Source organism: Streptomyces sp. NPDC005805 (genome assembly GCF_040630445.1).
In the GTDB taxonomy this organism is placed as follows: Bacteria; Actinomycetota; Actinomycetes; order Streptomycetales; family Streptomycetaceae; genus Streptomyces.
The window spans coordinates 48913-64977 of sequence record NZ_JBEXXN010000021.1; the positions used below are offsets into that span (position 1 = coordinate 48913).

16 protein-coding genes and 1 pseudogene are annotated in these 16065 nt (G+C 73.7%); 1 reads left to right on the top strand and 16 read right to left on the bottom strand.

Translation table 11 applies throughout. The features are described from left to right. Positions 1-86: 86 nt before the first annotated feature. From ABZ457_RS14530 to ABZ457_RS14595, 14 genes and pseudogenes are all read right to left on the bottom strand, one after another. Positions 87-1703 (bottom strand): YifB family Mg chelatase-like AAA ATPase, encoded by a 1617-nt coding sequence (locus tag ABZ457_RS14530; RefSeq protein WP_359157677.1) that lies wholly within the window; start codon positions 1701-1703, stop codon positions 87-89. Then, on the bottom strand, positions 1703-2065 hold the full coding sequence (locus ABZ457_RS14535; protein WP_359157679.1) for a YraN family protein: 363 nt from the start codon (positions 2063-2065) through the stop codon (positions 1703-1705). The genes ABZ457_RS14530 and ABZ457_RS14535 overlap by 1 nt, the downstream gene beginning before the upstream one ends. 203 nt (positions 2066-2268) lie before the next feature. After that, positions 2269-2577: a DUF2469 domain-containing protein gene (locus ABZ457_RS14540; RefSeq protein ID WP_005311352.1), complete on the bottom strand. Its 309-nt coding sequence runs from the start codon at positions 2575-2577 to the stop codon at positions 2269-2271. 55 nt (positions 2578-2632) lie between these two features. Continuing rightward, positions 2633-3139, bottom strand: coding sequence for an NUDIX hydrolase (locus ABZ457_RS14545; RefSeq protein WP_359157681.1), 507 nt, complete (start codon positions 3137-3139; stop codon positions 2633-2635). After that, positions 3129-3872 carry a signal peptidase I gene (lepB, locus tag ABZ457_RS14550; RefSeq protein ID WP_359157683.1) on the bottom strand — a complete coding sequence of 248 codons (744 nt, stop codon included), beginning with the start codon at positions 3870-3872 and terminating at the stop codon, positions 3129-3131. Before lepB (ABZ457_RS14550) ends, ABZ457_RS14545 begins: the two co-directional genes overlap by 11 nt. A gap of 221 nt (positions 3873-4093) precedes the next feature. Beyond that, positions 4094-4999, bottom strand: a complete 906-nt coding sequence (lepB, locus tag ABZ457_RS14555) for a signal peptidase I (protein ID WP_359157685.1) — start codon at positions 4997-4999, stop codon at positions 4094-4096. After that, positions 4953-5979 (bottom strand): annotated as a pseudogene (gene lepB / locus ABZ457_RS14560) (signal peptidase I); the annotation flags it as partial. The gene lepB (ABZ457_RS14555) and the pseudogene lepB (ABZ457_RS14560), both read right to left, overlap by 47 nt. Further along, complete coding sequence (gene lepB, locus ABZ457_RS14565; RefSeq protein WP_359157687.1) at positions 5972-6790, bottom strand: signal peptidase I; 819 nt, start codon at positions 6788-6790, stop codon at positions 5972-5974. The pseudogene lepB (ABZ457_RS14560) and the gene lepB (ABZ457_RS14565), both read right to left, overlap by 8 nt. Positions 6791-6847: 57 nt before the next feature. Continuing rightward, complete coding sequence (gene rplS, locus ABZ457_RS14570) at positions 6848-7198, bottom strand: 50S ribosomal protein L19 (RefSeq protein ID WP_359157689.1); 351 nt, start codon at positions 7196-7198, stop codon at positions 6848-6850. Positions 7199-7326: 128 nt separating this feature from the next. Further along, positions 7327-8148: a tRNA (guanosine(37)-N1)-methyltransferase TrmD gene (gene trmD / locus ABZ457_RS14575; RefSeq protein WP_359157691.1), complete on the bottom strand. Its 822-nt coding sequence runs from the start codon at positions 8146-8148 to the stop codon at positions 7327-7329. After that, positions 8148-8804, bottom strand: coding sequence for a ribosome maturation factor RimM (gene rimM / locus ABZ457_RS14580; protein ID WP_359157693.1), 657 nt, complete (start codon positions 8802-8804; stop codon positions 8148-8150). Before rimM ends, trmD begins: the two co-directional genes overlap by 1 nt. 112 nt (positions 8805-8916) lie before the next feature. Then, on the bottom strand, positions 8917-9156 hold the full coding sequence (locus tag ABZ457_RS14585) for an RNA-binding protein (RefSeq protein ID WP_018850017.1): 240 nt from the start codon (positions 9154-9156) through the stop codon (positions 8917-8919). Between the two features lie 2 nt (positions 9157-9158). Next, complete coding sequence (gene rpsP, locus ABZ457_RS14590) at positions 9159-9596, bottom strand: 30S ribosomal protein S16 (RefSeq protein WP_018850018.1); 438 nt, start codon at positions 9594-9596, stop codon at positions 9159-9161. A 183-nt stretch (positions 9597-9779) separates the two neighbouring features. Next, positions 9780-10412: a hypothetical protein gene (locus ABZ457_RS14595; protein WP_359157696.1), complete on the bottom strand. Its 633-nt coding sequence runs from the start codon at positions 10410-10412 to the stop codon at positions 9780-9782. A 523-nt stretch (positions 10413-10935) separates the two neighbouring features. On the opposite strand from ABZ457_RS14595, the gene ABZ457_RS14600 reads away from it, so the two are divergent. Then, positions 10936-11769, top strand: coding sequence for a methyltransferase domain-containing protein (locus tag ABZ457_RS14600; protein ID WP_359157698.1), 834 nt, complete (start codon positions 10936-10938; stop codon positions 11767-11769). A 71-nt stretch (positions 11770-11840) separates the two neighbouring features. Here the strand turns inward: ABZ457_RS14600 and ffh are convergent, their stop codons facing one another. Further along, positions 11841-13391, bottom strand: a complete 1551-nt coding sequence (ffh, locus tag ABZ457_RS14605; RefSeq protein WP_359157700.1) for a signal recognition particle protein — start codon at positions 13389-13391, stop codon at positions 11841-11843. A 129-nt stretch (positions 13392-13520) separates the two neighbouring features. Then, positions 13521-15971 (bottom strand): [protein-PII] uridylyltransferase, encoded by a 2451-nt coding sequence (locus ABZ457_RS14610; protein WP_359157702.1) that lies wholly within the window; start codon positions 15969-15971, stop codon positions 13521-13523. Positions 15972-16065 lie beyond the last annotated feature (94 nt).

Consider the following 16065-nt stretch of genomic DNA (forward strand, 5'->3'; position numbering starts at 1 on the left):
CTTCGCGAGCCACGCCGCCGCGCACGCCCTCGCCGGGCCGCGCCGGCGCCCGCGACGAGCCCCCGCCGCCCGGCCGATCCGGCGGCTCATCGCGGGGCCCCGGCCAGGTCGGGGACGCCCCGGGCGATCCCGGTGCGCAGCTGGAGGGCATGGGCCACGTCCCGCGCCTCGGGGCGGTCCCGCCCGGCCAGGTCCGCGAGCGTCCAGGCGACCCGCAGGACCCGGTCCAGCCCCCGGGCCGTGAGCAGCCCCCGCTCCACATCCCGCTCGGCGGCGGCGAGGGCCCCGGGCGCGACCGTCCACCGGGTGCGCAGGGCGTGGCCCGGGACCTCGGCGTTCATCGTCCAGCCGGTGTCCGCGAGGCGGGCGGACGCCCGCTCCCTGGCCTCCCGCACCCGGACGGCGACCTCGGCCGAGGACTCCCCGCGCACGCCGGGGCCGAGCAGATCGGCCCGGCTCACCGGTTCCACCTCGATGCGCAGGTCCACCCGGTCCAGCAGGGGCCCGGAGAGCCGGGCCTGATAGCGGCGGACGACCGAGGGAGGGCACTCGCAGCCCGCGCCGACCAGCGTGTGCCGCCCGCAGGGGCAGGGGTTCGCCGCGAGGACCAGCAGGAAGCGCGCGGGCAGCCGCACCACTCCCCCGCTGCGGGCCACCACCACATGGCCCGCCTCCAGCGGCTGCCGGAGCGCGTCCAGTGCCTTGCCGGTGAACTCCGGGGCCTCGTCGAGGAAGAGGACGCCCCGGTGCGCCAGGGAGACGGCCCCCGGTCTCGGCAGCCCGTGCCCGCCGCCGACCAGGGCCTGCATGGTGGCCGAGTGGTGCGGGGCGCAGTAGGGGGCGGCCCGCACCAGCGGCTCCCCGGGCGGGAGGATTCCGGCGACCGAGTGGACGGCCGTGACCTCAAGGGACTCCTGTCTGCCGAGCGGCGGCAGAATCCCGGGCAGGCGTTCGGCCAGCATGGTCTTGCCCGCGCCGGGCGGCCCGGAGAGCAGCAGATGGTGCCCGCCGGCGGCCGCGACCTCCAGCGCGGTGCGCGCCGCGCGCTGGCCCGCGACATCGGCCAGGTCGGGGCCGGTGGCGCGGTCCATCGGGGCCACTCCCGTGCCCACCCCCGCGCCGGGGACCAGCAGGCCCGCCAGGGCTGGGTCGGGCCGCCCCGGCTCCACCGGCTCCTCGTCGGGCACCGGTTCGTCGGACAGAATGGCGATCAACTGGCGCAGGCTGCGGACGCCGAGCACCGAGACCCCGGGGACGAGGGCGGCCTCGCCCGCGGTCTGTTCCGGCACCACGACCTGGTCGTATCCCGCCTCCGCCGCCGCGAGGACGGCGGGCAGCACCCCGCGCACCGGCCGGACGCGGCCGTCCAGCCCCAGCTCTCCGATGAGGACCAGGTCGGTGATCTGCCGGGGGTCGATCCGCTCGGCGGCGGCGAGCACGGCCGCGGCCACAGCGAGATCGAAACCGGAGCCGCTCTTGGGAACGGACGCCGGGCTGAGCCCCACGGTGAGCTTCTTCTGCGGCCAGTCCGCGCCCGAGTTCACCACCGCGGCCCGCACCCGGTCCCGGCTCTCCACCAGGCTCTTGTCCGGCAGCCCGACGAGGGTGAACGCGGCGACACCCGGTTCCAGGTCGGCCTGCACCTCGACCACCACGCCCTCGACCCCGACGAGGGCCACGGAGCAGGCGCGTGCGAAGCCCATCACGCCACCCCCTTGGCGTGCTCCACGACGGCGGCCCCGCGACGCGGCAGGACCACGCCCACCAGATCGATGCGGACCCCGCCCGGTGGCGCGTCCCCGTGGCGGTCCAGCCAGCAGTCGGCGAGCCGCCGCAGCCGCCGGGCCTTGGCCGGGGTGACCGCGGCCATCGGATGCTCGTACGCACCCTCTCTGCGGGTCTTGACCTCGCAGACGACGAGTGTGTCGCCGTCCCGGGCGACGATGTCGATCTCACCGGCGCGGCCGCACCGCCAGTTCCTCGCGAGCAGCCGCATCCCCGATCCGGACAGCAGCCGTGCCGCCCGGTCCTCGCCGTACCGTCCCAGTGCCCTCGTGGCGTTCATGTCGGCACCACCTCCGGCACCGACTCTGACCGCCCGCAGTCCAGGGAGTGGATCTTGCTCGAAACCCGTGGACAACCCGGCCCATGTGGAGAACTCCGCCACCCGGACGAGTGAACCGGCGGCCCGGACGTGCGGCCGGAACCGGCAGAGGACCGGACCGGCGACAACCCGGACCGTCGCCGGTCACCCGGCGGCGGCGTGCGCTAGCTGCCCGGCAGCTCCAGGTCGCTCTTGTTGAGCTCCTCGATGTTCACGTCCTTGAACGTGAGGACCCGGACCTGCTTCACGAAACGAGCAGGCCGGTACATGTCCCAGACCCAGGCGTCCGCCATCGAGACCTCGAAGAAGACCTCGCCCTGGACCGAGTGCACCTGCATCTCGTAGTCGTTGGTGAGGTAGAAGCGGCGCTCGGTCTCGATCACGTATTTGAACAGCCCGACGACATCTCGGTACTCCCGGTAGAGCTTCAGCTCCATCTCGGTCTCGTACTTCTCGAGGTCCTCGGCGCTCATGGCATGTTCCCCTTCAGCCTTGCGTCTCCCTATTGTGCTCCAGCGTCCCGCGCCCCTAGGCGATTTCCGGGGCGAGGACCACGGGCTCACTCGGAGGCCCCTCGTCGAGCAGCGTGCGGAGCAGCTCGGCGAGTCCGGTCGGGTACACCGTCTCACGCGCCGCCAGCAGTTCGGCGGAGGTCCACCACCTCAGGCCCGCGACACTGCGGCGCTCCAGCTCCGTCAGCCCGGCCGGGGCGGCCTCGGTGCGGGCCGTACGGGCCAGGAAGTACCACTCGTCCTGGTTCCAGCGCCGCCCGTCGAACGGGAAGGAGCACCGCCGCCGCCACAGCACCGGCCCGAGGTCGACCTCGGTGATCCCGGTCTCCTCGGCCAGTTCGCGCAGCGCCGCCTCCTCCCGGGACTCGTCGCCCTCCAGGCCGCCGCCGGGGGTGAACCACCAGTCGCTGGCCGGGTCCGCGGGCTCGAAGCCGTGCATCAGCAGGATGCGGTCCGCCGGGTCGAGCAGGACGACCCGGGAGACCCGGCGCACCACCGGCGCCTGCGGGGTCTCAGGCGGCACGCGCCGGCTCCGTCCCCCGGCTCCGCTTCCGGGCCGCCCGGGCCGCGATCGGCCCGTAGGCCGCCCCGCCCAGGATGAGCACGACCCCGACCGCGATGGTCGCCACGACCAGCCGGAACGGGCCGGGCTGCGACACTCCGCCCGGCAGCTCGGCGAAGGCCGCGGGCCGGTCGATCGCGCCGCCGCCGAGGGGCCAGGCGATGGCGTCCACCCGGCCGTCGACGGCCGAGCGCGGGACCGAGCCGTCGCCCGCCTGCTCCAGGTGGGAGCGGGAGTCCAGCGAGGTGCGGCGGTCGTCGCCGAGGAGGAACAGATGGCCTTCGGGGACCTTGGCCGTGAACGTTTCGGCCGCCGGGCCCTCGGCCCGCAGATAGGGCTCGTCGACCGGCTTGCCGTTGACCGTCAGCCGGCCTCCGTCGCCGCAGCAGGCGACCTCGTCGCCGCCGACCCCGACGACCCGCTTGATCATGGGGAGGTCCCCCCACTCCTCGTCGCGGAAGATCACCACGTCACCGCGGCGGACGTCGTCGCCGTCCATCCGCTGGGCGAGCACCCGGTCGCCCACGTTCACCGTGGGGACCATGGAGTCGGTGGGCACCGTGTAGGGCTGGTAGACGACCGCGCCCCAGACGAATCCGCCGAGGAAGAGCACACAGCCGACCGCCACGGCGATGCCGGAGAGCGCGTTGCCCAGCCGGCCCCGGGCCTCGGCGTCCTGTTGTGTACGGCTCACCAGCGCTCCCCAGCTCCGATGTCGCCCCGGGACGGGCCCGGGGAAGTGCGGTCCGGCATCGCACCCTACCCGGCGGTACGCGAACGGTCAGCCCCTCGATCGGCCCCGCCCCGGCGGGCGCTCGCCCCGGTCGGCCCCGGCGGGCGCCCGCCCACAAGGACCGCGCTGCCGGACCGCCCCGGACCGCGCCGCCCGGCGGGCCCGGCAGCCGGAAGCGCGCCTCAGCCCGCCGTCAGGCGACGGCGGCGCCACAGCACCAGCGGCACCGCGCCCGCGAGACCCAGCGCCGGGGGCGCCAGCGCGGCGGCCGCGTTGATCCCCGGCTGGTCGTAGGTGTCCGGGACGGGCAGGGTCGCCCAGCGGTTCAGCGGCCACGCCACCACGACCGCCCGGCCGACGACCTCGTCCACGGGCACGAAGCCCCGGTTGGCGTCCTCCATGTGGTACCGGGAGTCCTGGGAGTTCTGGCGGTTGTCGCCCATGACCCAGATCCGGTCCTCGGGGACCTTGAACGGGCCGAAGGGCGCGTCGTCGCAGGCGGAGCTGCCCGGGTAGAGGTACGGCTCGTCCAGGGCCTTGCCGTTGACCTTGACCGGCCCGCCCTTCTTGCACTCCACCGTGTCGCCGGCGACCGCGATGGTCCGCTTGATCAGGTCCTTGTCCTCGGCCGAGGGCATCAGGCCGATGAAGGACAGGAACTGCTGGAACACGTTCTGCTCGGGGGTGGGCTCACCCACCAGCCAGCCGCCCGGGTCGTGGAAGACGACGACCTCGCCGCGCTCCGGCTCCGATCCGAACCAGGGCGTGAGCTTGTCCACCAGCACGCGGTCGCCGCGCTGGAGGGTGTTCATCATCGAATCCGACGGGATGGAGAAGGCCTGGAGCAGGAAGGTCTTGATCAGCAACGCGAGGAGCAGCGCGATACCGATCAGGAGCGGCAGTTCCTTCCAGAAGGATCGCTGCTTCTTCTGTCCCGTACCGCCGTGCTGTCCCGTGCCGCTGCCCTCCGGCTCGTCGTCGCCGCTGTCCGGCGGAGCCGTCCTGCCACCGCCGTCCGAGGACTGCTCGGGGAACGCCCCGGGCCTCTCCTCGGGATCGCCGTGCCCGGACCGCGCGCCGACCGCCACGTCCCCCACATCCACTCCTCACTCCGTGCGAACCGCCTGCTCCATACAAGGAACAGGCCCACCACTCCCATAACGAGCGGGAGTTCCGCAGGGGTCGGGAGCAGGACCATTCCGTTCAGATCCTGGGAGGACACACTATTCGACGATGCCTCCGCGGCCGCCCGCGCGCCACTCCCGGGCGGGACCGCGGCGAAGGGCTCCTCGTCCCCCAGCCGGGTCCAGTGGTCGAGCGGCCAGGCGATGTAGACGGCCCGGCCGACGACCATGTCCTCGGCCACCGTCCCCTGCCCCTCCTCGGTCAGGTGGAAACGGGAGTCGGCGGAGTCGGAGCGGTGGTCGCCGAGCACGAAGAGCCGGCCCTCGGGGACGGTGACCTCGAAGTCGATCGTCGACGGGGCGTCCCCGGGGAAGAGGTAGGGCTCGTTCAGCGGCATGCCGTTGACGGTGACCCGGCCCTGCTGGTCGCAGCAGACCACCCGGTCGCCGCCGACCGCGACGACCCGCTTGATCAGGTCGCGTTCGTCGTCCGAGGGCAGCAGGCCGATGAAGGTGAGGGCCTGCTTGACCTGCTTGACGACGATCGGGTCCTCGCCCTGCTGCTGCTCCTCCTGGGGCAGCCAGCCGCCGGGGTCCTTGAAGACGACCACGTCGCCGCGCTGGGGGCGGGAGCCGAACCACGGGGTGAGCTTGTCCACCAGCACCCGGTCCTGGATGCGGATGGTCTGTTCCATGGAGCCGGAGGGGATCACGAACGCCTGGACCAGGAAGGTCTTGAGCACCAGGGCTATACCCAGGGCGACGGTGATCAGGAGGGGCACCTCCTTGACCGCCGAGCGACGGCGCTTGCGCTTGACCTTCTGGGCCAGCCGGCGCCGCTCGGCGCGCCCCGGGAGGGACCGGCCGCCGTCCGTCGGGCGGGTGCCGGTGGGCAGCCGGGTGTCGGCGCGGTGGCTCGCGCGGGGCCGTCCGCGGTTACCCATGGCCGCCGCCCGGCGGCGGGGCGGGCGGGGGGACGTGGCGGAAGGCGTCGGTGGGGGCGAGGGAGGTCCGGCGCCCGAACGGCCAGCCGATCCAGTCGGCGCGGCCGATCACGCGGTCCACCGGAACCATGCCGCCGCCCGGGGAGCCGAGGTGGTCCCGGGAGTCGCTGGACCGGCTGCGGTGGTCGCCCATGACCCACAGCCGCCCCGCGGGCACCACGATGTCGAACGCCACCTCGGACGGGAGGTCGCCGGGGTGGAGGTACGTCTCGTCCACCGGTGCACCGTTCACCTCGACCCTGCCCTCGTCGTCGCAGCAGACCACGCGGTCGCCGCCGGTCCCGACGACGCGCTTGACGAAGTCGGTGTCGGCAGGCTCGGCGAGTCCGAGCATTGCCAGTCCCTCTCGTACTACGGAACTCACGGGGTTTTCCGTCAGTTCCTCCTGTACGAAGGAACCTCGGCCGTCGAAGACGACGATGTCGCCGCGGGCGGGCGGCTCCGCGGCGTCATAGGCGAGTTTGTTGACCAGGATCCGGTCGCCGACCTGGAGCGTCGGCTCCATGGAGCTGCTGGGGATCTGGAAGGGCTGGACGACGAAGGTGCTCAGCAGCAGGACGAAGACGGCGCAGACCGCGCCGACGAGGGTCGCGGTCCGCACCGACAGCCGCAGCCGCCCGGCGCCCTTCCCGGGCCCGGCCCGCAGCCAGGAGCGGGCCCGGGAACGCGTGGAGCGCGACCCCTCCTCCGTGCTCCCCTCGTCGGGGGCGGAGGAGCGGTCGCGCTCCAGGGGCTGTGCGTCGGTGTCCATCGGGGGCCGAGCCTATCCGGCCGCCCCGAGACACCGGCGGCGCGTGTGAGCCGGGGCTCAGTTCTCGCGCTTCTCCTTGATCTTCGCGGCCTTGCCGCGCAGCTCACGGAGGTAGTACAGCTTGGCGCGGCGGACGTCACCGCGGGTGACGAGCTCGATCTTCTCGAAGATCGGGCTGTGCACCGGGAAGGTGCGCTCCACGCCGACGGAGAAGGAGACCTTGCGGACCGTGAAGGTCTCGCTCACGCCCGCGCCCTGGCGGCGGATGACGACGCCCTTGAACTGCTGGATACGGGAGCGGTTGCCCTCGATGACGCGCACGTGGACGTTCACGGTGTCGCCGGGGCGGAAGGACGGGATGTCGGAGCGGAGCGACGCCGCGTTGACGCTGTCGAGCAGGTGAGCCATGGTGGTCTGCTTCCTCGCCGATGCCACAGGTCATCGACGGTATGTCGGTTCGAGATCAGGGATGCTGCCGGTCGGGCGGGCGTCGTTCCCCCTGTGGCAGGGGCGCCGGCCGGACGCACAGCAGCGGCTCATTCTTCCACGGCCTGCGGCCTGCGCCAAAATCGCCCACCGGGCTCCGGGGCCCAGCCCAGGATGGAGAGCATCTCCCGGTCCTTCTTGTCGAAGGCCGAGGGGTCGCAACGCTCGATCAGGTCGGGCCGGTTGGCCGCGGTGCGGCGGATCGCCTCGTCCCGCCGCCAGCGCGCGATCTTCCCGTGGTGGCCGCTGACGAGCACCTCGGGGATCTCCCGTCCGCGCCAGGCGGGGGGCTTGGTGTAGACGGGCCCTTCGAGCAGGTTGGCCATGGCCCCCGGCGCGAAGGAGTCGTCGCGGTGGGACTCGGCGTTGCCGAGGACGCCCGGCAGCAGCCGGGCCACGGCCTCGGTGACGACCAGCACCGCGGCCTCGCCGCCGGCGAGGACGTAGTCGCCGATGGAGACCTCGTACACGGGCAGCCGGGTCGCGTACTCGTCGACGACGCGGCGGTCGATGCCCTCGTAGCGGGCCGGGGTGAAGATCAGCCAGGGGCGCTCGGAGAGTTCGACCGCGAGTTCCTGGGTGAAGGGCCGGCCGCTGGGTGTGGGGACGACCAGGGCGGGGCCGTGCGCGCCGGCCTCGTAGCCCGAGGCCAGGACCTCGTCCAAGGCGTCGCCCCAGGGCTCGGTCTTCATGACCATGCCGGGGCCGCCGCCGTAGGGGGTGTCGTCGACCGTGTTGTGGCGGTCGTAGGTCCAGTCGCGCAGGTCGTGCACCTGGACGCCGAGCTGTCCGCGGGCGCGGGCCTTGCCCACCAGGGAGACGTTCAGCGGCTCCAGGTACTCGGGGAAGATCGTGACGACGTCGAGCCGCATCAGGAGCCGTCCCCGGCCTTGCCGTCGGAGTCCGGGCCGCGGGAGCCCGGGGAGCCTGCCGGGTCCGGGGAGCCCGAGGCGGCCTCGGCACCGGTCTCCGCACCGGCACCGGTGTCCGCGTCGCGCGCGGAGGCGATCTCCGCCTCGCTGTCGTCGATCAGCCCGGGCGGCGGGGTGATGACCGCGCGCTGCTCCTCCAGGTCGATCTCGGTCACGATCTCCGCCACGAAGGGGATCATGACCTCGCTGCCGTCGGGCCGTTCCACGATGAACAGGTCCTGGGAGGGCAGATGGCTGATCTCGGTGATCCGGCCGATCTCCGTGCCGTCCGCCAGGACCACATCGAGGTCCATGAGCTGGTGGTCGTAGAACTCCTCCGGGTCCTCGGGGAGTTCCTCCGGGTCGACCTCGGCGATCAGGAGGGTGTTGCGCAGCGCCTCGGCGGCGTTGCGGTCGCCCACGCCCTCGAAGCGCAGCAGCAGCCGGCCGCTGTGCACCCGGCCCGCCGCGATGGTCAGCGGTCCGGCCGCGGCCGGGTCGGTGGCCAGCACCGCTCCGGGGCCGAGCCGCAGTTCGGGCTCGTCGGTGCGCACCTCGACGGTGACCTCGCCCTTGATGCCATGGGCGCGGCCGATCCGCCCCACTACAAGCTGCACGCTTGCCTCTCCTCACCACGGATGGTCCGCACGGGCACGCCGGACCGCGAAACGACAAGGGCCGGGCAGGACCGGTGGCCCTCCCCGGCCCGAGCCGGTGTTCAACTTCGGATCAGTGGACCTGATCCACGTCGACGAGGTCGACGCGGATACCACGTCCGCCGATGGCGCCCACGACGGTGCGCAGGGCGCGCGCGGTGCGGCCGTTGCGGCCGATCACCTTACCGAGATCGTCGGGGTGCACCCGGACCTCCAGCACGCGGCCGCGGCGCAGATTCCGCGAAGCCACCTGCACGTCGTCCGGGTTGTCGACGATGCCCTTCACGAGGTGCTCGAGAGCCTCCTCGAGCATGCTCAGGCCTCGGTGGACTCGGCGGCCTCGGCCTCGTCCGCCTTCTTCTCGGCCTTCTTGGCCTTCGGCGTGATGGCCTCACCCTTGGCGTCGTCACCCTCGAGGGCCTTGGCGAAGGCGTCGAAGGAGGCGCGCTTGTCCTCCTTGGTCGCCGGGGCCAGCAGCGGCTTCTCCGGGGCGGGCAGGCCCTTGTGCTTCTGCCAGTCACCGGTGAGCTTCAGGATGGCGAGAACCGGCTCGGTCGGCTGGGCGCCGACGGAGAGCCAGTACTGGGCACGCTCGGAGTCGACCTCGATGCGCGAGGGGTTGTACGTCGGGTGGTACAGCCCGATCTCCTCGATGGCCCGGCCGTCACGGCGGGTACGGGAGTCGGCGACGACGATGCGGTAGTGGGGCTGGCGAATCTTGCCGAGACGCTTCAGCTTGATCTTGACTGCCACGGGAGTGGTGTCTCCTGGTGTTGACGTGGTTGGGCACAACGAGATGCCACGTGGGGTTGCGGTACTCGGGTGCCCGATGGACGCGTCAGCCGGAGGCGAGAGGGTTCCTGTGCGGCTGTCGAGTACAGCTAGCCATTGTGCCACACCCCCGAGGCCCCTTCTCACCCGCCCGCGGCGCTCCCGTCAGCCGCCCGCGGCGCCCACGACCTCCGGGATGCGGAACGGTTTTCCGCAGCCGCCGCACATGATCGGGGCCTGTGCGAGGACCGACGGGACGACTCTCACGTTCCGCCCGCAGTCGCACACGGCCTTCACCCGCACACCGCCCCCGGAGGAGCCGTGCCGCGCCGCGGGGCCGCGGAAGCTGCGCTTGGTGTCGGACGCGGTGGCCACGGTGTGCGCCTTGAGGGCGCGCTGGAGCCGCTCGATCGTCTGGCGGTACCGGCGCTTGGCCTCGGGATTGAGCGTGACCAGGGAGAAGCCGCTGCTGGGATGCGGCTCCTCGGGATGGTCCAGGCCCATCTCCTCGGCGATCGCGAGGAAGCGGCGGTTGTGGTAGCGGCCGGCACGCGAGGTGTCACGGACTCCTCGGGCGGCGGCGATGCCGTGGACTGCCTCGTGGAGCAGTCGCTCGAAGGAGAGTTCGGCGCCGCAGGCGGACGACGACTCTCCGATCAGGGACTCGGGCGCGGCAAGATCGGGCAGTTCGGGGTGGTGCCGTTGAATGTCGGCCCACGCCTGTGCCAGCTCTGCGGCGAGGACAGGTGGTGTCGTGCTCACGTCGTGATAACGAGCCGGAGGCCGCCCGGGTTCCATTCCGGGGCATCCCAAATAATTTGCACGTACCAGTCAGTTGCCGTCGATGGACCCGACGGGGGCGGGTGCGCCGAACTGCACAGAAGAGCCGCAGGTCACACCATGGCGGGATACGGGAGGCGGGCGGCGCCGGGGCGGGACGCGGGCCACGACCGCGACAGTACCGGGGCGGCCGCCGCCCGGGGGCACCGCCCCGTCCCCGAGGTGCCCGGCCTCCCGAGTCGGGTCAGACTGGTGGACGGCTCCCGAGGCCGGAGCCGTACGGCACGCAGCCCCGGCGGCGACGCGGACAGGGGCGGGATCCGGCCACGCGACCCGGGGCGCACTCGCCGGGCGCACAAGGAGTGCCGCACGACCCCTGGACGCGGGGGCGCACACGCAGTTCCCTGGCATACGGGGTCGGTGCGAAACGCACACGGGGCGCCCCTTGCGGACATGCACGGCATGCGTCGCACACACGGGCACGCCCGGCGCGCTCGGGCACGCACGGCACACGACTCACTCGGCGGAATGGGGCGTATCGATGGCATCCACGCTCGTCCGGCACCGGCCCCGCGCGGCGTCGGCGTCCTCACCTCGCGCGGACCGGGACTCCCGGGCCTCGGAACGGGCCCGGGACTGGGCCGAGATCCAGGAGCGCATGCTCGTTCCGCTCTACGAGGCGGTCTACGAGCGCCTGGAGGTCGGGCCGCACTCCCGGCTGCTGGGCCTGGGCTGCGGGTCCGGTCTGGCCCTGCTGATCGCGGCGGCGCGCGGCGCGTCCGTGACGGGCGCCGACCCCGACCCCGCCCGGCTGGAGCTGGCCCGCGAGCGCCTGGCGGCGGCCGGCGCGACGGACGCCCGGCTCCACGCGGACGGGCCCGGCGGCACGGGCGAGACGGTCCCGGGCCTCCCCTACACCCTGGTCACCCTCTTCCAGCCGCTCGGCGGCGAGGGGGACGCGGCCGGGCTCGACGAGGCCCTGCGCGAGGCGGCACCGCGGGCCGAGCGCGGCGCCGCCGTGGTGCTCACCGGCTGGGGTCCGCCGGAGCGGTGCGCCACCTCCGGGGTGCTCCGGGTCGCGGACAGGGCCACCGGCCGGGCGCCGTCCCCGCGCGACGAGCTGGAGGAGGTCGCGGCCCGCGCGGGCCTGCGCCCGGACGGCTCGGGTCGGGTCGCCTGCCCCTTCGGCTACGCGGACACCGACAGCGCCGTCCGGGGCCTGATGTCGACCGGCCTCTACGACGCGGCGGTACGCGAGTCGGAGCGCGCCCAGGTGGAGAAGGAGATCGCGGAGGCGCTGCACCCGTATGTCCGCCTGGACGGCACGGTCTGGATGCCGAACGTCTTCCGGTACCTGATCGCCCGCACCCCCTGAGGGCACGTACGGAAGGGGCCCGCGACCGTGGTGGTCGCGGGCCCCTCGCGTGTACGGGCGGGCCGGAGCCGTCAGCCCATGAACTTCTTGAACTCGTCCGGCAGTTCGAAGTCCTGGCCCGGCTGTCCGGCCGGCAGGCCGAACGCGCCGCCCTGCTGGGCCTGCTCGCGCCGGGCGGCCTCCGCCGCCTCCTCGGCCTTCCGCTTCATCGGGTTGCCGCTCTTGCGCTTGCCCTTGGCCTGCTTCTGCTGCTTCTTCTGGCGGCCCGGGCCGCCGCCCATGCCCGGGATCCCCGGCATACCGGGCATCCCGCCGCCCTGCGCCATCCGGGACATCATCTTGCGGGCCTCGAAGAACCGCTCGACCAGGTTCTTCACGGCGCTGACCTCGACACCGGAACCCCGCGCGATACGGGCGCGGCGGGAGCCGTTGATGATCGTCGGGTCCTGGCGCTCGCCGGGCGTCATCGACTTGATGATCGCGGCGGTGCGGTCCACGTCGCGCTCGTCGATGTTGTTGATCTGGTCCTTCATCTGGGCCATGCCGGGCAGCATCCCGAGCAGCTTGCTGATGCTGCCCATCTTGCGGACCTGTTCCATCTGGGCCAGGAAGTCGTCGAGCGTGAACTCCTTGCCCTTGCTGCTCGCCAGCTTGGAGGCCATCTTGGCGGCCTCTTCCTGGCTGAAGGTCTGCTCGGCCTTCTCGATCAGGGAGAGCATGTCGCCCATGCCGAGGATGCGGGAGGCCATGCGGTCCGGGTGGAACGCGTCGAACTCGTCCAGCTTCTCGCCGTTGGAGGCGAACATGATCTGCTTGCCGGTGACGTGCGCGATGGAGAGCGCGGCACCACCGCGGGCGTCGCCGTCCAGCTTGGAGAGGACCACGCCGTCGAAGCCGACGCCGTCGCGGAACGCCTCCGCGGTGTTGACCGCGTCCTGACCGATCATCGCGTCGACGACGAAGAGGACCTCGTCGGGGCTGACGGCGTCGCGGATGTCCGCGGCCTGCCGCATCAGCTCCTGGTCGATGCCGAGGCGGCCGGCGGTGTCGACCACCACGACGTCGTACTGCTTGGTGCGGGCGTACTCGATCGAGTCCTTCGCCACCTGCACGGGGTCGCCCACGCCGTTGCCGGGCTGCGGCGCGTAGACGCCGACGCCGGCGCGCTCGGCGACCACGGAGAGCTGGTTGACGGCATTGGGGCGCTGGAGGTCGCAGGCGACCAGCAGCGGGGAGTGGCCCTGGCTCTTCAGCCAGAGGCCGAGCTTTCCGGCGAGGGTGGTCTTACCGGCGCCCTGGAGACCGGCGAGCATGATCACGGTCGGGGCGGTCTTGGCGAACCGCAGCCGGCGGGTCTCGCCGCCGAGGATGCCGATGAGCTCCTCGTTGACGATCTTGATGACCTGCTGGCTGGGATTGAGGGCCTTGGAGACCTCGGCACCGCGCGCCCGCTCCTTGACGCTCGCGATGAACGCGCGGACGACGGGGAGGGCGACATCCGCTTCCAGGAGGGCGATACGGATTTCGCGGGCCGCCCCGTCGATGTCAGCCTCGGACAGGCGTCCCTTGCCCCGGAGGGTTTTGAAAGTCGCGCTGAGGCGGTCGGAGAGCGTATCGAACACGGTGGTCGCGATTCCTCGGGTGTAGGCGGCGGGCGGACAATCGCCCCCCAGGGTATCCGGACACCGCGAGCGGGGAGCAGCCCCGCGGGTACGGGGACCGCGGGAGGCCCCGGGAGCCCGCCGGGCCGGTCAGCGCAGCGCCTCCTCCAGCGCCGTCGCGAGGGCCGTCGCCGCCGTGGGTGCCAGCGGGGCGCCCTCGGGGCCGGTCACATAGAAGGCGTCGACCGCGTTGGCGCCCAGCGTCGAGACATGGGCGCTGCGTACCCGTACATCGGCCCCCTCCAGGGCGCGCCCGATGTGGTGCAGCAGGCCGGGGGCGTCCTGGGCGCGGACCTCGATCACGGTGGCGCGGTCGGAGACGGCGGGGGCGACCCTCACCCGGGGCGGCGGGGCGGTGAGCCCCCGGCGGCGCGGGTAGGCGGCCTCCCGCTCGGCGAGGCGCCCCCGGATGTCGAGGGAGCCGTCGAGGACGCGGACCAGGTCGGCGCGGAGCCGGGCGGCCTGCGGCAGCGAGCCGTACTCGGCGGCGACCCGCCAGTTCAGCACCAGGACGGTGTCCCGGCCGAGCCCGGTCGGCAGTTGCACCGCGCGCAGTTCGGCGGCGCGGACGGTCAGCCGGTGCAGGGCGAGGACGCCCGCGACGGCGGGCAGGACGCCGGGCTGGTCGGGCAGGGCGATGAGGAGTTCGACGCCGACGGGTTCGGGTGCGTCGTCCTGCGGCGGCTCGGCGGGCTCGGTGCGCAGGGCGAGGACGGGCTCGCCGGTGCGCAGCGCCTCGATGGCGAGCCGTTCCTCCTGGGCGCTGGGCGCGGCCTGCCCGGGGTCGGGCGGCGGGTCCCCGGCGAGGACGGCGGCGACCCGGCGGGCGAGGTCGGCGACGAGGGAGCCGCGCCAGGCGGACCAGGCGGCCGGGCCGGTGGCCAGGGCGTCCGCCTCGGTGAGCGCGTGCAGCAGTTCCAGGGTGCCGGTGGAGCCGACGGCCTTGGCGACGGCCTCCACGGTCGCCGGGTCGTCCAGGTCCCGCCGGGTCGCGGTCTCCACCAGGAGGAGGTGGTGGCGGACGAGGGTGGCGAGGGTGTCGGTGTCGGCGCGGTCGAAGCCGATCCGGCCGGCGATGTCCCGGGCGATGGTCTCGCCGACCTCGGAATGGTCGCCGGGCCAGCCCTTGCCGATGTCGTGCAGCAGGGCGGCGACGAGGAGGAGGTCGGGGCGGCCGACGCGGCGGGTGAGGGCCGAGGCCCGGACGGCGGTCTCGACCAGGTGCCGGTCGACGGTCCAGGTGTGCACGGCGTTGCGCTGGGGGCGGCAGCGCACCCGCTCCCAGTCCGGTACCAGCCGGGTGATCAGGCCCTCCGCCTCCAGGGCCTCCCAGACCGGGACGGTCGCCTCGCCCGCGCCGAGCAGGGTGACCAGTTCCTCGCGGGCCTCGGCCGGCCAGGGCGCGGGCAGCGGGGCGGCGCTCTGGGCGAGCCGGCGGACGGCGTAGCGGGAGAGGGTGAGGCCGGACTGGGCGGCGGCCGCCGCGGCACGCAGCGGGAGCACGGGGTCGCGGTCGGGCCGGGCGGTGCGGGCGAGGACGACCTCGCCGTCCTGTTCGACCACGCCCTCGGCGAGCGGGGTGCGCTCGGGGGCCTGGCCGCGTCCGCCGGAGAGCATGGCGCGCAGCCGGGGCCGGCGGGCGCGGGAGCGCAGCACCCGGCCGACCTCGCGCCAGGTGACGTCGCCCGCGTAGGAGACGGTCCGGGCGGCCTCGTAGACCTGGCGGAGCAGGGCGTCGGCGTCGAGGAGGCCGAGTTCGGCGGCGACCTGGTCCTGGTCCTGGAGGGAGAGGCGGTCGGTGGCGCGGCCGGTGGCGCGGTGGAGGGCGTCGCGGACGTCGAGGAGGACGCGGCGGGCCTCGGCGAGCCCTTCGCGGGGGGCGTCGGCGAGCCAGGAGGCGGCGACGGCGCGCAGCGCGGTGACGTCCCGCAGGCCGCCGCGGGCCTCCTTGAGGTCGGGTTCCAGGAGGTACTGGAGTTCGCCCTGGCGTTCGGCGCGTTCGCGGCAGAGGGCGTCGAGTTCGGGGAGGCGCTCGGGGGCCTGGTTGCGCCAGTCGGCGAGGACGGTGGTGCGCAGGGCGGCGACCTGGCCGAGGTCGCCGGCGACATGGCGGGCGTCGAGGAGGCCGAGCTGCACCTTGAGGTCCTCGGCGGCGGTGGCGCGGGCCTCGGCGGGGGTGCGCACGGAGTGGTCGAGGGCGAGGCCGAGGTCCCACACCGGGTACCAGATCCGGTCGGCGAGGGCGGCGACGGCGCCGGCGTCCGCGTCACCGTCGTGGAGGAGCAGGAGATCGAGGTCGCTGCGGGGGGAGAGTTCGCCGCGGCCGTAGCCGCCGACGGCGACGAGGGCGGCGCCGCGGACCCCGGTCTCGCCGGCCGCGGCGGTGAACAGGGCGGCGAGCCAGGTGTCGGTGAGGCCGGAGAGGGCGGCGCGGCGCGACGGCCCGGAGCCCGTCCCCTCGGAGAGGAGGCGCAGCCGGGCCGCCGCGTAGCCGCCGGGTCCGGAGGCGTCGTTCACATCGGTGGTCTCGGGGCTCGTCACGCCGGCGGCTCCTCTGCTCGGTGCGTGCGCGGTTGCTCGGTGCGTGTGGGGTGTGGGTCGCGGCGGGGGGAACGGGACGCGGCCGGGGCGGCCC

Excerpts from the sequence above, each read along its gene's own strand:
- ABZ457_RS14595 (WP_359157696.1), bottom strand. The coding sequence starts at position 10,412 with ATGGAACCCGGGCGGCCTCCGGCTCGTTATCACGACGTGAGCACGACA.
- ABZ457_RS14585 (WP_018850017.1), bottom strand. The coding sequence starts at position 9,156 with ATGCTCGAGGAGGCTCTCGAGCACCTCGTGAAGGGCATCGTCGACAAC.
- lepB (WP_359157687.1), bottom strand. The coding sequence starts at position 6,790 with ATGGACACCGACGCACAGCCCCTGGAGCGCGACCGCTCCTCCGCCCCC.
- rplS (WP_359157689.1), bottom strand. The coding sequence starts at position 7,198 with ATGGCTCACCTGCTCGACAGCGTCAACGCGGCGTCGCTCCGCTCCGAC.
- ABZ457_RS14535 (WP_359157679.1), bottom strand. The coding sequence starts at position 2,065 with ATGAACGCCACGAGGGCACTGGGACGGTACGGCGAGGACCGGGCGGCA.
- ABZ457_RS14600 (WP_359157698.1), top strand. The coding sequence starts at position 10,936 with ATGGCATCCACGCTCGTCCGGCACCGGCCCCGCGCGGCGTCGGCGTCC.
- ABZ457_RS14540 (WP_005311352.1), bottom strand. The coding sequence starts at position 2,577 with ATGAGCGCCGAGGACCTCGAGAAGTACGAGACCGAGATGGAGCTGAAG.
- ABZ457_RS14530 (WP_359157677.1), bottom strand. The coding sequence starts at position 1,703 with ATGGGCTTCGCACGCGCCTGCTCCGTGGCCCTCGTCGGGGTCGAGGGC.
- trmD (WP_359157691.1), bottom strand. The coding sequence starts at position 8,148 with ATGCGGCTCGACGTCGTCACGATCTTCCCCGAGTACCTGGAGCCGCTG.